Annotated in this window: 10 protein-coding genes; 8 read left to right on the forward strand and 2 right to left on the reverse strand. The window is 65.2% G+C overall.

The features are described 5' to 3' along the window. Positions 1 to 81: 81 nt before the first annotated feature. Positions 82 to 3939 carry a multifunctional oxoglutarate decarboxylase/oxoglutarate dehydrogenase thiamine pyrophosphate-binding subunit/dihydrolipoyllysine-residue succinyltransferase subunit gene (locus EWU68_RS01720; RefSeq protein ID WP_129314489.1) on the reverse strand — a complete coding sequence of 1286 codons (3858 nt, stop codon included), beginning with the start codon at positions 3937 to 3939 and terminating at the stop codon, positions 82 to 84. Between the two features lie 352 nt (positions 3940 to 4291). On the opposite strand from EWU68_RS01720, the gene guaB1 reads away from it, so the two are divergent. The 6 genes from guaB1 (at position 4292) to EWU68_RS01750 (ending at position 11502) form a co-directional block, all read left to right on the forward strand. Further along, positions 4292 to 5770, forward strand: a complete 1479-nt coding sequence (guaB1, locus tag EWU68_RS01725) for a GMP reductase (protein WP_129314138.1) — start codon at positions 4292 to 4294, stop codon at positions 5768 to 5770. A 225-nt stretch (positions 5771 to 5995) separates the two neighbouring features. Continuing rightward, positions 5996 to 7384 (forward strand): hemolysin family protein, encoded by a 1389-nt coding sequence (locus EWU68_RS01730; protein ID WP_129314139.1) that lies wholly within the window; start codon positions 5996 to 5998, stop codon positions 7382 to 7384. Beyond that, on the forward strand, positions 7381 to 8571 hold the full coding sequence (locus EWU68_RS01735) for a hemolysin family protein (RefSeq protein ID WP_129314140.1): 1191 nt from the start codon (positions 7381 to 7383) through the stop codon (positions 8569 to 8571). The genes EWU68_RS01730 and EWU68_RS01735 overlap by 4 nt, the downstream gene beginning before the upstream one ends. A 93-nt stretch (positions 8572 to 8664) precedes the next feature. Next, the gene (locus EWU68_RS01740; protein WP_129314141.1) at positions 8665 to 9639 is read left to right on the forward strand and encodes a metal ABC transporter solute-binding protein, Zn/Mn family; all 975 of its coding nucleotides are present in this window, start codon (positions 8665 to 8667) and stop codon (positions 9637 to 9639) included. Positions 9640 to 9733: 94 nt separating this feature from the next. Further along, positions 9734 to 10564, forward strand: a complete 831-nt coding sequence (locus EWU68_RS01745; protein ID WP_129314142.1) for a metal ABC transporter ATP-binding protein — start codon at positions 9734 to 9736, stop codon at positions 10562 to 10564. After that, on the forward strand, positions 10564 to 11502 hold the full coding sequence (locus tag EWU68_RS01750; protein ID WP_129314143.1) for a metal ABC transporter permease: 939 nt from the start codon (positions 10564 to 10566) through the stop codon (positions 11500 to 11502). The genes EWU68_RS01745 and EWU68_RS01750 overlap by 1 nt, the downstream gene beginning before the upstream one ends. Here EWU68_RS01750 and EWU68_RS01755 read toward each other — a convergent pair. Further along, a complete protein-coding gene (locus EWU68_RS01755; protein WP_129314144.1) occupies positions 11469 to 11933 on the reverse strand; it encodes a Fur family transcriptional regulator in 465 nt (154 codons plus the stop codon). The genes EWU68_RS01750 and EWU68_RS01755 overlap by 34 nt on opposite strands. Before the next feature lie 178 nt (positions 11934 to 12111). Between EWU68_RS01755 and EWU68_RS01760 the strand changes: the two genes are divergently transcribed. Then, positions 12112 to 12786 (forward strand): MBL fold metallo-hydrolase, encoded by a 675-nt coding sequence (locus EWU68_RS01760; RefSeq protein WP_129314145.1) that lies wholly within the window; start codon positions 12112 to 12114, stop codon positions 12784 to 12786. Next, on the forward strand, positions 12783 to 13208 hold the full coding sequence (locus EWU68_RS01765; RefSeq protein ID WP_129314146.1) for an HIT family protein: 426 nt from the start codon (positions 12783 to 12785) through the stop codon (positions 13206 to 13208). The genes EWU68_RS01760 and EWU68_RS01765 overlap by 4 nt, the downstream gene beginning before the upstream one ends. Positions 13209 to 13315: the final 107 nt, after the last annotated feature.

Raw genomic sequence — 13315 nt, forward strand, 5'->3', positions numbered from 1 at the left:
CTTTGGGGTCTCCGCATGTCCGAGCCCCCGCTCCCACCATGGAACCACGGCGAGAGCAGGGGCTCGACGGCGACATGCCGGTTACTGCTCGACGGCCTGCTGCACGAGATGCTCGAGTTCGGCCTGGTGGCGCTTGCCGGTACCGGTTGCGGGCGACGCGGAGGCCGCACGGGACACCAGACGGATGTCGCGGTCCAGCAGAGGAAGCAACGACGTCGTCAGGTACGGCCACTGGCCCTGGTTGGCGGGCTCGTCCTGTGCCCACAGAACCTCTGCCTCCGGGTAACGGGACAGCTGCTCCTTGATTTCCTCGAGCGGGAGCGGATAAAGCTGTTCGACCCGGACGATGGCCGTCCGGTTCGCGTTCTTCTTCTCCCGCCGCGCGGCCAGATCGTAGTACAGGCGGCCCGAGACCAGGATGACGCGGTTGACGTCCGCATCGTTGAGTCCCGCCTGGTCCGGAATGACCGTCTGGAAATCGCCTTCCGTGAAGTCCTCGACGCTCGACGTCGCGGCCTTCAGCCTCAGCAGCTGCTTCGGCGTCATGATCACCAGCGGCCGGTGCGGCCTGCTGTACACGTGGCGGCGCAGCAGGTGGAAGTGGTTGGCCGGGGTCGAGGGGACGGCGATCGTCATGTTGTTCTCGGCGCACATCTGCAGGAAACGCTCCATGCGTGCCGACGAATGGTCCGGGCCCATGCCTTCGTAACCGTGCGGAAGCATGAGCACGAGCGAGGAACGCTGCGCCCACTTCTGCTCGGCCGATGAGATGAACTCGTCGATGACGGTCTGTGCGCCGTTGAAGAAGTCGCCGAACTGGGCTTCCCAGATGACCAGCGAGTCGGGTCGCTCGACCGAGTATCCGTACTCGAAGCCCATGGCCCCGTACTCCGAGAGCAGGGAGTTGTAGATCATGAACTTCGCCTGGTCCTCGGAGAGGTTCCGCAGCGGGACCCACTCGTCATTGGACTGGGTGTCATGCAGGACCGAGTGCCTCTGGACGAAGGTTCCGCGCTGGACGTCCTGTCCGGACATGCGAACCTGGATGCCCTCCATGAGCAAGGACCCGAACGCGAGCAGCTCGCCGAAGCCCCAGTCGATGTTTCCGGCGGAGGACATCTCGAAGCGCTTCTTGACCAGTTGGCCCAGCTTCTTGTGAACCTGGAAGCCCTCCGGCATCTCGTTGTGGACCTCGCCCACGCGGGCGACGACGTCCTTCGAGACCGCGGTGGTCTCGGGGGAGTAGACGGAGTCCTCGATCTGCTGGGCCGCGGGGCGTTCGATGTTCGACACCGCGGCGGCGTCCCCGGTGACGAGGGGCGCGGACGAGGTCTGTGCCTCGTGGGTCTCGGTGAAGACCCGCTCGAGACGTTCCTGGTAGTCCTGGAGCGCCCGGTCCGCTTCGTCCTGGGTGATGTCACCGCGACCGACGAGGGATTCCGTGTACAGCTTGCGGGTCGAGCGCTTGGCCTCGATCAGCTGGTACATCATCGGCTGCGTCATCGACGGGTCGTCGGCCTCGTTGTGGCCGCGACGGCGGTAGCACACGAGGTCGATCACGACATCCTTGTTGAACCGCTGACGGTATTCGAAGGCCAGCTGACCCACCCGGACCACGGCCTCGGGATCGTCCGCGTTCACGTGGAAGACCGGGGCCTGGATCATGCGGGCGACGTCGGTCGAGTATGTCGAGGAGCGGCCCTCGCCCGGCGTCGTGGTGAAACCGACCTGGTTGTTGACCACGATGTGCACGGTTCCGCCGACCTTGTAGCCGCGCAGCTGCGACATCTGCATGGTCTCGGCCACGATGCCCTGGCCGGCGAATGCGGCATCGCCGTGGACCAGGATCGGCAGCACGCCGTAGGAGTTCTCCGAGTCGCCGCCCTCGTCCAGGAGATCCTGCTTGGCACGCACGATGCCTTCGAGCACCGGATTCACGGCTTCGAGGTGGGACGGGTTCGCGGCGAGGTAGACCTGTGTTTCGTTGCCGCCGTCGGAGGTGAACACGCCCTCCGTGCCGAGGTGGTACTTGACGTCCCCGGAACCGCCGACAAGGCGGGGATCCTGCTCGCCTTCGAACTCACGGAAGACCTGGGCGTAGGACTTGCCGGCGATGTTGGTCAGCACGTTCAGGCGACCGCGGTGGGCCATGCCGATGCCGACTCCGGCGAGCCCGTCGTCCGCGGCCCCCGAGATGATCGAGTCGAGCAACGGGATCAGGGACTCGCCGCCCTCGAGGGAGAAGCGCTTCTGGCCGATGTACTTGGTCTGCAGGAAGGTCTCGAAGGCTTCCGCCGCATTGAGCTTGCCCAGGATGCGCAGCTGTTCATCGCGACTGGGCTTGGTGTACCCGTGCTCGAGTTGTTGCTGGAACCACTGGCGTTCGCTCGGCGATTCGATGTGCATGTACTCGACGGCCAGCGTGCGGCAATAGGCGTCGCGCAGGAGCTCGAGGATGTTGCGCAGGGAGAGCTTGGGCGCGTCACCGAAGCCGCCCGTGGGCCATTCGCGGTCGAGGTCCCACAGCGTCAGGCCGTAGGTCGCGATGTTGAGGTCCGGATGCTTGCGCATCACGTATTCCAACGGGTTGACCTCGGCGATCAGGTGGCCACGGACCCGGTAGGCGTGGATCAGCTGCTGGATCCGGGCAACCTTGTTGACCTCTTCTTCCGGGTTGACCTGGTTGTCCACGGCCCAACGCACCGGTTCGAACGGGATGCGCAGGACCTCGAAGATTTCGTCGTAGAAGCCGTGCTCGCCGAGCAGGTACTGGTCAATGAGCTTCAGGAACTCGCCGGAGCCCGCACCCTGGATCACGCGGTGATCGTAGGTCGAGGTCAGGGTCAGGATCTTCGAGACCCCTTCCCTGGCCAGGGTCTTGGGGGAGGTTCCGCGGCGCTCGGCCGGGTAATCCAGGGCGCCGACGCCGATGATGCATGCCTGGCCGGCGGAGAGGCGGGGCACCGAGTGGACGGTACCGATTCCGCCCGGGTTGGTCAGTGAAGCGGTGGTTCCCTTGAAGTCCTCGACCGAGAGCTTGTTGTCCCTGGCCCGCTTGACCATGTCCTCGTAGGCGTTCCAGAACTCGGCGAAGTTGAGGTTCTCCGCCTTCTTGATGTTCGGAACCACGAGATTGCGGGAACCGTCCGGCTTGGGCATGTCGATGGCCAAGCCGAAATTGATGTGCGCGGGGTGGATGGCCGCGGGCTTGCCCTTGTCATTCTGGCCGTACACGACGTTCTGCGACGGGAAGGCCTTGAGCGCCTTGACCACCGCATAACCGATGATGTGGGTGAAGGAGACCTTGCCGCCTCGGGAGCGACGGAGATAATCGTTGATCAGCGTGCGGTTGTCGATCAGGACCTTGGCGGGAACGGCGCGGACCGTGGTTGCGGTCGGAACCGAGAGGGACTCCTCCATGTTCGTGACCACGGCCTTGCCGGGGCCCCGGAGGGTCTCGACGCGGTCCTCTTCGGTCTCGACGTCGTTCTTCCCGCCCTCCGGCAACTGGGCCGGGATCGGACGCTTGGTGGTGGGGGACTCCTTGGCGTCCGCACCCGCCTGCTGGGGTGCGTCGGTTTCCTTCTTGGCGCCCGCCTTGGGGGTCTCGGCGCTCTGCGCGGGCTGCGAGGACTTCTGCTCCGACTGGGATGACGCGGCCTGCTTCGCGGCCGCGGGCTTGCTCGGCGCGGCCTGGGGCTTGGCAGCCTGAGACTTGTCCGCCTGGGGTCGTGCGGGAGCCTGCTGTGCGGGCTTCTCAGTCTTCGTCTCGGTACCCGCCGAGGATCCGTTGTCCTGCTCCTGCATGGATTCGAAGATGGGCCACCACTTCTTGTCCACCGAGTTCTTGTCCTGCTGGTACTTTTCGAAGAGCTCGTCCACGAGCCATTCGTTACCCGCAAATTCCTCAGGGATCTGGTGATGTGGCTGATCTGGCACTAGCTTCACGCCTCTTCCATTAGCTGTTTATGCCGGCAGGGCTGAACTGCTCAGCCTTCCGTATCCTCTTGTGGATCCTACCGAATTCCGGATGCCGCCGAAGCGCGGTGGTTCTCGGGGCGAGCAGGCCCCAGGGAGCCGCCGAAGATCTCGCGACAGTGCGAGATGGCGCAACCTCTCGGGTCGAGTCTATTAGGGTTCGCTCGACGTTATCCACCCGAATACGGGCTGTGTCACGACCGAGATCGGGACATCACGGAACCATGTGTCGGCCGACACGGAATGGGCCAGGTTCTCCACAGGGCGGACGGCTCTGTATCGGAAACCGCCGGGCCTGGGTAGCATGGGGCAAGTGCGATTTTTGAATACCCCCACGACCGACCTGACGTACAACGATGTCTTTCTCGTTCCCTCGCGCTCCGAGGTCTCGTCCCGCTTCGATGCCGATCTCGGGACACAGGACGGGACCGGCACCACGGTCCCCCTCGTGGCCGCGAACATGACCGCCGTCTCCGGCGCCAGAATGATGGAAACTCTGGCCCGCCGCGGCGGTCTGGCCATCCTGCCCCAGGACGTTCCCGCCGACGCGGCGCAACGCATCATTGAGGAAGTCAAGGGTGCCGACCCTCTGCTCGAGTCGGCCGTGATCGTCTCACCGGACACATCGATCGATCATGCGCTGCGTCGTCTGGGCGACCGGCGCTTCGACGAGGCCGTCGTCGTCGACGAGGACGGTCGCCCCGTCGGCATCCTCCGGCGGGACGAGAGCCAGAACGAGGACCCGGCCGCCTCGGTGGCGTCGGTCATGCACCCGATTCCCCTTCTTCTCGATGCGTCCGATCTGGCTCCCGACGCCGCATGGGGAAGCGCGGAGCGCACCGCGGCGCTGCGACAAGTATTCGCCGAATGCGAAGAGCTGGGCATCGAGTTGGCCGTCGTCGTGCGCGAGGGTCTCTACGCCGGTGTCATGTCGACCTCCGGTGCAGTTCGTGCCGCCACCTACCGGCCCGCCCTCGATGCCCGGGGTTCCCTGATCGTCGGCGCGGCCGTCGGAATCAACGGCGACGTCGCGGCCAAAGCCGAAGGTCTCCTCCGGGCGGGCGCGGACGTGCTGGTGGTCGACACCGCCCACGGGCACCAGCAGAAGATGTTCGATGCCCTCGCCGCGGTGAAGTCTCTCGACCCCGAGGTGCCGATTGTGGCCGGAAACGTGGTCTCCGCGGACGGAACGCGGGACCTCATCGAGGCCGGAGCGGACATCGTCAAGGTCGGTGTGGGACCGGGGGCCATGTGCACGACCCGGATGATGACGGCCGTGGGGCGTCCGCAGTTCAGCGCGGTTCTCGAATGCGCGACCGCAGCGCGCGAGATGGGCAAACATGTGTGGGCCGACGGCGGGGTCAAGCATCCGCGCGACGTCGCCCTCGCGCTGGCCGCCGGCGCGAGCCAGGTCATGGTCGGCTCATGGCTCGCGGGAACCTTCGAGTCGCCGGGCGAACTGCACCGGGACGACGACGGCCGCCTCTACAAGGAGAGCTTCGGCATGGCCTCGACCAGGGCCGTCAAGCACCGGACCCGGGAGGAAGATCCGTTCACTCGTGCCCGGAAGGCCATGTTCGAGGAAGGGATCTCCAACTCGACGATGTACATCGATGCCGCGAGCCCCAGCGCAGAGGACATCGTCGACAAGATCACGGCGGGTCTGCGATCCTCCATGACCTACGCGGGGGCATCGGACCTGCAAGAGTTCCACGACCGCGCCGTCGTCGGAGTCCAGGCGGCATCCGGGTACGACGAAGGGCGTGCGCGCTCCCAGTCCTGGCTGGTCTGATCTTCGGGCGGCGCCCGAGACACCCGTCTCGGGCGCATCCCGGGCGACTCCAAGTGTCCCCGGAATGTTCGCTCGGATCGAAAACCCCGGGCTCCCAGGTTCTTCCCATACCTTCGCGGGTTTCGTCGCGCTAGACTGAAACCCTTATGGACGACCCTTTCAGTTGCTCTTGCTCCGGGCCGCCTTCAGCGCGCCACCATCACCGCGGGATGGTGAATTGATTCCGTGGAATGGTTACTCATCCTCGCCGGTATCCTCCTGATCCTGGGAACCGGGTTCTTCGTCGCGGTCGAGTTCTCTCTCGTGGCGCTGGACCAGCCGACCGTCGTGCGGCACATCCAGGACGGCGACCGGCGAGCCGAACCACTGCTCCGTTGCCTCAAATCCTTGTCGACCCAGTTGTCGAGTTGCCAGCTGGGCATCACGATCACGACTCTGCTGACCGGCTACACGCTCGACGTCGGCATCCAGGGCCTCCTGCGCGAGACGGTCGATGGGTGGGGAATCCCCACCGGCATCGCCTCCGCCGTGACGCTGGTGGTCTCGATGCTCGTGGCGACCCTGCTCTCGATGGCGTTGGGCGAGTTGATCCCCAAGAACCTGTCGATCGCCGAGTCCTACAGGATCGGACGAGCGCTCGCGAGGTACCAGCTCGCCTTCACCGCCGTCATGAAGCCCTTCGTGGTGGTCATGAACGGGACGGCCAACAAGATCCTGCACCTCATGGGCCTGGAAGCGAAGGAAGAACTCTCCGGCGCACGGTCGCCCGAGGAGCTGTCCTCAATGGTCCGGCGATCCGCTGACCTGGGCACCCTGGATGCCGGAACCGCCAACTTCGTGGCGCGGACCCTGAACTTCTCCGAACACACCGCCTCGGACGTCATGACGGCGCGCCGGCAGGTCGTGATGCTCCCGACCACGGCCACGGTCAACGAGATCATCGACGAAGCCCGTCGGACGGGGCACTCCCGTTTTCCCCTGTACGAAGAGGACCAGGACGACGTCAAGGGCGTCGTCCACATCAAGCGCGCGGTGGGCGTTCCCAATGAGCGGCGGGACACGGTCCAGGCCGGGGCGCTCAAGGACGACGTCCTGCGCGTTCCCGAGACGATTCACCTCGACGCGTTGCTGCGCCAGCTGAGGGAATCGGCCCTGCAGGTCGCCGTCGTCCTGGACGAGTACGGCGGTACCGCGGGGATCACGACGCTCGAGGACCTCGTCGAAGAGATCGTCGGCGAGGTCGCGGACGAGCACGACAGGGCAGTTCCCGGAGTGCTCGAGACCGCCGACGGCCGCTGGCATTTCCCCGGCCTCCTGCGCCCCGACGAGGTGACCGAGAAGGTGACCCCGTTGGACGTCGACGACGATCCGGCCTTCGAGACGATGGGCGGATTCATGATGGACCGGCTCGGACGGATCCCGGAGGTGGGTGACACCGTGCCGATCGAGACCGGAATCCTCGAGGTCGAGCGGATGGACCACCGCCGCGTCGACAGGATCCTGTTCACGCCGTCCTCCCACGACGCCGACGAGACCATCAAGGAAGATCTCGGGCCGCGTCGGGCCGTCGACGGCGCAGACCCCTCGCCCGCAACGAACGGGGGCTCACGATGAACGACTGGGTTTCTCTGGCTCTGCTCGTGGTCCTGCTCGCGGGCAACGCTTTCTTCGTCGGCGGCGAATTCGCCATCATGTCCGCCCGGCGGTCACAGATCGAGCCGCTGGCCGAGAACGGCAACAAGCGTGCACAGACCGCGCTGAGAGCGATGGAGCACGTGTCCCTCATGCTGGCGTGCTGCCAGCTCGGTATTACGGTCTGTTCCCTGCTGATCCTGAACGTGGCCGAACCGGCGGTCCACCACCTCGTGGCCCTGCCTCTGACGCACCTCGGGGTCCCGACCTCGGCGGCGGACGGTATCGGGTTCCTTCTGGCGCTCCTGGTGGTCACGTTCCTGCACGTGATCTTCGGCGAGATGGTTCCGAAGAATATCTCGGTATCGGTGGCCGACAAGGCCGCGTTGTTCCTTGCCCCTCCGCTGGTGATGATCTCGCACGCGGTCAAGCCGGTCATCGTTTTCCTGAACTGGCTGGCCAACGGCGCACTCAGACTCATGAAGATCGAGCCCAAGGACGAGGTCTCCTCGACCTTCACGCTCGAGGAGTTGCAGACCATCGTCGAAGAGTCCACCGCCGAGGGCCTCGTCACCGACGCCGACGGGATGCTCTCGGGCGCCCTGGAATTCTCGGAGAAGAGCGTCGGAGACGTCATGGTTCCGGTGGACCGGCTGGTGACCCTGCCGTCCGACTGCTCCCCGCACGACCTGGAGAAGGCCGTGGGCCGAACCGGGTTCTCGCGGTTCGTGCTCCGGTCCGAGGACGGCAGCTACTTGGGTTACCTGCACGTCAAGGACGTCCTCTCGATCCCGGACGAAAGGTACCGACGGCCCACTCCGCTGACCCGCGTCCGATCACTCATCAACCTCCGCCCGGACACGACCGTCGAAGCCGCGCTCGGGTCGATGCAGCGCACCCACGGGCACGTGGCCCGAGTCATCGCGCGAGGGGGAGACACCATCGGGGTGCTGTTCCTGGAAGACGTCCTGGAAGAGCTGATTGGAGAGATCAAGGACTCGACGCAGGCCATGGATCACCGACGGACGGGCACGCCGTACCGGGGGGAGACCCAGCCCGTCACGGTTTCGGAGGCACCTCGGCCCCGCCGCGGGCGAGGCCGGGGGACCGGGGACAACGGGTCCACCGCCGCTGCGACCAAGAGGCCGCGACCACCGAAGAACACATAAGTCCGCGCTAAATTGTGAACGATTCGCATCTGAGTAGACTTCTTGCAGATGCGATTCGTTCGCTTAACGAACTTCTAGATCAAGGAGACATACATGCGCGGAACGGGCTGGATGAAGACGGTTGCGGTCGCGGCGGCCTGCGGGATCGCACTGAGCGGATGCTCGAGCGCTAACTCGGACCCGAAGAAGGACGACGACAAACTCACCGTGGTGACGTCCACGAACGTCTACTCCGACATCGTCAAGTCGGTCGCGGGTGACGACGTCGACGTCAAACCCGTGATCGACTCGACCAGCCAGGACCCGCACTCCTACGAAGCAACCTCGCAGGACCGCCTGAAGGTCAAGGACGCGGACCTGATCGTCGAGAACGGCGGCGGATACGACGCCTTCATGGACGACATCAGCAAGGATTCGAAGGCGACGAAGATCGACGCGGTCCAGCTGTCCGGCCTGCCCGGTGCGGAGGACGCCGCCGAGCACCATCACCACGACCACGACGCGGACTCGGCCTCCGAGGAACACCACGACCACGATCACGGGTCCTTCAACGAACATGTCTGGTACAACCCCGAAGTCATGGCCAAGGTCAGCCACAAGGTCGCCGAGGAGCTGGGCAGCCTCGACAAGGACCACAAGGATGACTACACCCAGCGCGGAGACCACTTGGCCGACGAGATCGACAAGGTCAAGGACCGGGCCGCAGGGCTCAATGGAGAAGACCGCGAGTACCTGGCCACCGAACCCGTCCCCGGATACCTCTTGGGGGATGCCGGGCTGAAGGATGCCACCTCGAACGACTTCTACGAAGCCATCGAGGGAGACACGGATGCTCCGGCGTCGGTCATCAAGTCCATGAAGGACCAGCTGGCCTCCGGCAACATTGCGATGCTGGGCTTCAACTCGCAGACCGAGTCCTCTCAGACCAAGGACATCAAGACCTACGCCGAGGAACAGGACGTTCCGACCGTCTCCTTCACCGAGACCTTGCCCGATGGCGAGAACTACGTCGACTGGATGAACAAGAACCTCGACAACGTGTCCAAGGCTCTGGAGAAGAAGAACTAGGACAACTATTCACGACGCACGGTGACGCCGTCCCGGACCGGGGCGGCGTCACCGTGTGCCGTTCCCCACCCCGAATCGTCAAGGAGTATTCACCGTGTCCGAACACCGCACGCCGAGCGTCGAGCTCGAGGCGGCCGCCCTGTCCTTCGGGGACCGGACGCTGTGGAAGGATCTGACCCTGGAGATCGACCAGGGGGAGTACTTCGCCGTGCTCGGGCCCAACGGCTCCGGCAAGTCGACATTCCTCAAAACCCTTCTCGGTCTGCTGCCTCTCTCCGAGGGAGCCGTCCGCGTGCTGGGAGACGGTGTCCGGCGGGGAAATCCCCGCATCGGATACGTGCCGCAACAACGTGCCTTCGGGCCGGACACACCCCTCCGGGCCCGAGACCTGGTGGGACTGGGGCTGGATGGCCACCGTTGGGGCCCCGGGTTCCCGTCCCGACGCCGCAGGGCCCGCGTCGACGAACTGCTCGAGCGCGTCGGCGCGACCGAATACGCTGCGGTCCCGGTCGGCCTCCTCTCCGGTGGCGAACAACAACGACTGCGGGTGGCCCAGGCGCTGGCCTCCAGGCCCAGACTCCTGCTCTGTGACGAAGCCTTGCTGTCCCTCGACCTGCGACACCAGAGCGCGGTCAGCCAACTGATCGAGGAGTACCGTCGCGAGTCCGGGGCGACGGTGGTCTTCGTGACCCACGAGATCAACCCCATCATCGACGACGTCGACCGGGTGCTGTACCTGGCCAATGGGCGTTTCACGGTGGGAAGCGTCGAGGACGTCATGACCACCGAAACCCTGAGCCGGGTCTACGGGGCTCCGGTTCAGGTCTTGCGAGTCGACGGGCGCTACGTCGTCGTCGGGTCGCAAGCCGCGTCCGAAGCGCCGGGAAACGACTGCCATGCCCACGACGTCGGAGGGGAAGCCTGATGCCGATCGATACCATCGCCCCCAGCGCGCTCGCCGCAGGAGACTTCCTGGGGCGCATCTTCGTCTTCGACGACTACGGCGCACTGTTCTCCCTGCTCAGCCAGTCCATCGTGGCGGGCGCCGTGCTCGCCCTCATCGGTGGTTTCATCGGAACCTTCGTGATGATGCGCGACGGGTCCTTTGCGGTGCACGGCATCGCGGAGCTCTCCTTCGCGGGAGCCGCGCTGTTCCTTTTCGTCGGTTTGGACGTGATCACCGGTTCACTCGTCGGATCGATCGCGGCGGCGGCCATCATCGGAATCCTGGGAGCGAGAGCGAGCCACAACAGCTCGTTCATCGGGGTGCTGATGCCGTTCGGACTGGGCCTCGGGATCCTGTTCCTGTCCCTGTACCAAGGACGGTCCGCGAACAAGTTCTCGTTGCTCACCGGGCAGATCGTTTCCGTGGACGCGGCCCAGGTCTCCGAGATGGTGATCGGAGCAGTCGTCGTGATCGGCGGACTGCTCGCGGTCTGGAGGCCGCTGACCTTCGCGAGCCTCGACCCGGACGTGGCCACCGCCAAGGGTGTCCCGCTCCGGGGACTGTCCATGGTCTTCATGCTTCTGCTGGGCGTCTCGGTGGCCCTCTCGGTCCAGGTCGTCGGTTCCTTGCTGGTCCTGGCGCTGCTGATCACCCCGGCGGCCGCCGCGATCCAACTGACCGCGTCACCGGTCAAGGCGGTCGTACTGTCCGTCGTGTTCGCCGAATTGTCCACGGTGGGCGGGATCATGCTCGCGCTCGCGGGGTCACTGCCGATCAGTCCCTACGTGACCACGATTTCGTTCCTGATCTACATCGTGTGCCGGGTCATCGCCATGATGCGGCGTCGCCTGACCGGCTCGGGCAGGATCTCGGCTCAGGAGAATCAGGAGGAGCCGGCAACCTCGCGGGTGCACTGAGCGCACAAGCCCGTCAGCTCGATGGTGTGGGCGATCTGGGTGTAGCCGGATGCGGCTCCCACCTGTTCCGCCCAGCGCTCGACGACATCGGCCTCGATGTCCTCGGCCGCGCCACAGCGCCTGCACAGCAAGTGGTGATGGTGATCGTCGGCCGAGCACTTGCGGTACAGGGCCTGGCCGTCGTCGCCCTGCACCACGTCCACGTCTCCGGTGTCCTCGAGGGACTGGAGAATTCGATAGACCGTCGCCAAGGAGACCCGTCCGCCCCGGTCGGCGACGATGCGGTGGAAGTCCTGCGCCGAATGGAAGTCTTCCAGGGTGTCGAGGGCCTCCACCACGGTCCTGCGCTGACGCGTATTCCGGTGCTCCTGGCTGGAGCGCGCGTCGGCGGACCTCTCGCGTCCCTCGTGCGCGGGTCGTTGCGCCGCCATGCTAGTCCCTCTTTCTGCCGGTTCCTGGAGCGGGCTCGTCCCAGCCCGGTCGGTTGCGGTTCACCGCCGCATCCCATTGTGCACATTCTAGGTGCGACGAGGTCGTCCATCGCGCAGGGCGTAACGGCCCCGACAAGCCCCTTCGCCGTGATGGTGCCGGCGAGATAGTCTGGGTGTCATGCGACTCACCAAGTTCACGCATTCGTGCGTACGCCTGGACAAGGACGGTTCCGTCCTGGTCCTCGACCCGGGCAATTTTTCGACCGCCGAGGAACTCAGGGAGGCGCTGGACGGCGTCGACCACATCCTCGTGACCCACGAGCACCCGGACCACTACGACGCCGACGTCGTCAACGAATTCCTCGACCGCCATCCGGACGTCCAGGTCCACGCTCCCGGTTCGATCGCCGACGACATCAAGAGTGCCGTATCGGCCCCCGATCGCGTGCACGAGGTGCGCGGCGAAGAATCCTTCGACCTTTCCCCGTTCTCGGTCCGGACCTTCGGCGGTCAGCACGCCCTGATCCACCCACTGGTTCCGATCGTCGAGAACATCGGTTTCATGATCGACGAAACCCTGTACCACCCGGGGGACAGCCTCATCGTTCCCGACGCCGTCCACGTGGGGAACCTCCTGGTGCCGATTCACGCTCCGTGGAACAAACTGCACGAAGTGGTGGATTTCGTGATCTCCGTCGGCGCCGACCATGCCTATCCCATCCACGACGGTCTCCTCGCGGAGCGCGGCCTCGCGATGCTGACCAACCATCTGAAGACTTTCGGCGGAAAGTACGGAACAACGTACGCGCGCCTGGACCCGTACGAATCAGTCGACCTGGAGGAGACACCGTGAGCACCGTATTCACCAAAATCATTGAGGGAGACCTGCCCGGCCGCTTTGTCTGGAAGGACGACAAGGCCGTGGGCTTCCTGTCCATCGCACCGTTGTCCATGGGTCATGTGCTCGTGGTGCCTCGCGAGGAAATCGACCACTGGGTCGATCTTCCCCAAGACCTTGCCCTGCATCTGATGGCCGTGTGCCGGACCATTGGTCAGGCGATCAACGAGGTCTACGACCCGGTCCGCGTCGGACTCATGATTCAGGGCTTCGAGGTTCCCCACGCGCATCTGCACGTCTGGCCGACCAACTCGATCGAAGAATTCAGCTTCGATCAGGTGGACAACGATCCCGACCAGGACGCCATGGACGAGGCCGCCGCATCGATTCGTGACGCGCTCACCCGTGCGGGGCATTCCGAGGCAGAGGTCGGCTGACGGCCCGAGCCGGAGTCGACACCGAGGGGAGCGGTCGCAAGCCCCCGTCGGGCTGGCCCGACACCGTATTGACCAGCTGGTCGGATGGTCCGGAGGCTCCGATGTCA

Origin of the sequence: Rothia koreensis (assembly GCF_004136575.1) — a bacterium.
GTDB lineage: Bacteria > Actinomycetota > Actinomycetes > Actinomycetales > Micrococcaceae > Rothia > Rothia koreensis.

Coding starts and splice junctions, on each gene's coding strand:
- EWU68_RS01735 (WP_129314140.1), top strand. CDS start 7,381: ATGAACGACTGGGTTTCTCTGGCTCTGCTCGTGGTCCTGCTCGCGGGC.
- EWU68_RS01740 (WP_129314141.1), top strand. CDS start 8,665: ATGCGCGGAACGGGCTGGATGAAGACGGTTGCGGTCGCGGCGGCCTGC.
- EWU68_RS01750 (WP_129314143.1), top strand. CDS start 10,564: ATGCCGATCGATACCATCGCCCCCAGCGCGCTCGCCGCAGGAGACTTC.
- EWU68_RS01755 (WP_129314144.1), bottom strand. CDS start 11,933: ATGGCGGCGCAACGACCCGCGCACGAGGGACGCGAGAGGTCCGCCGAC.
- EWU68_RS01760 (WP_129314145.1), top strand. CDS start 12,112: ATGCGACTCACCAAGTTCACGCATTCGTGCGTACGCCTGGACAAGGAC.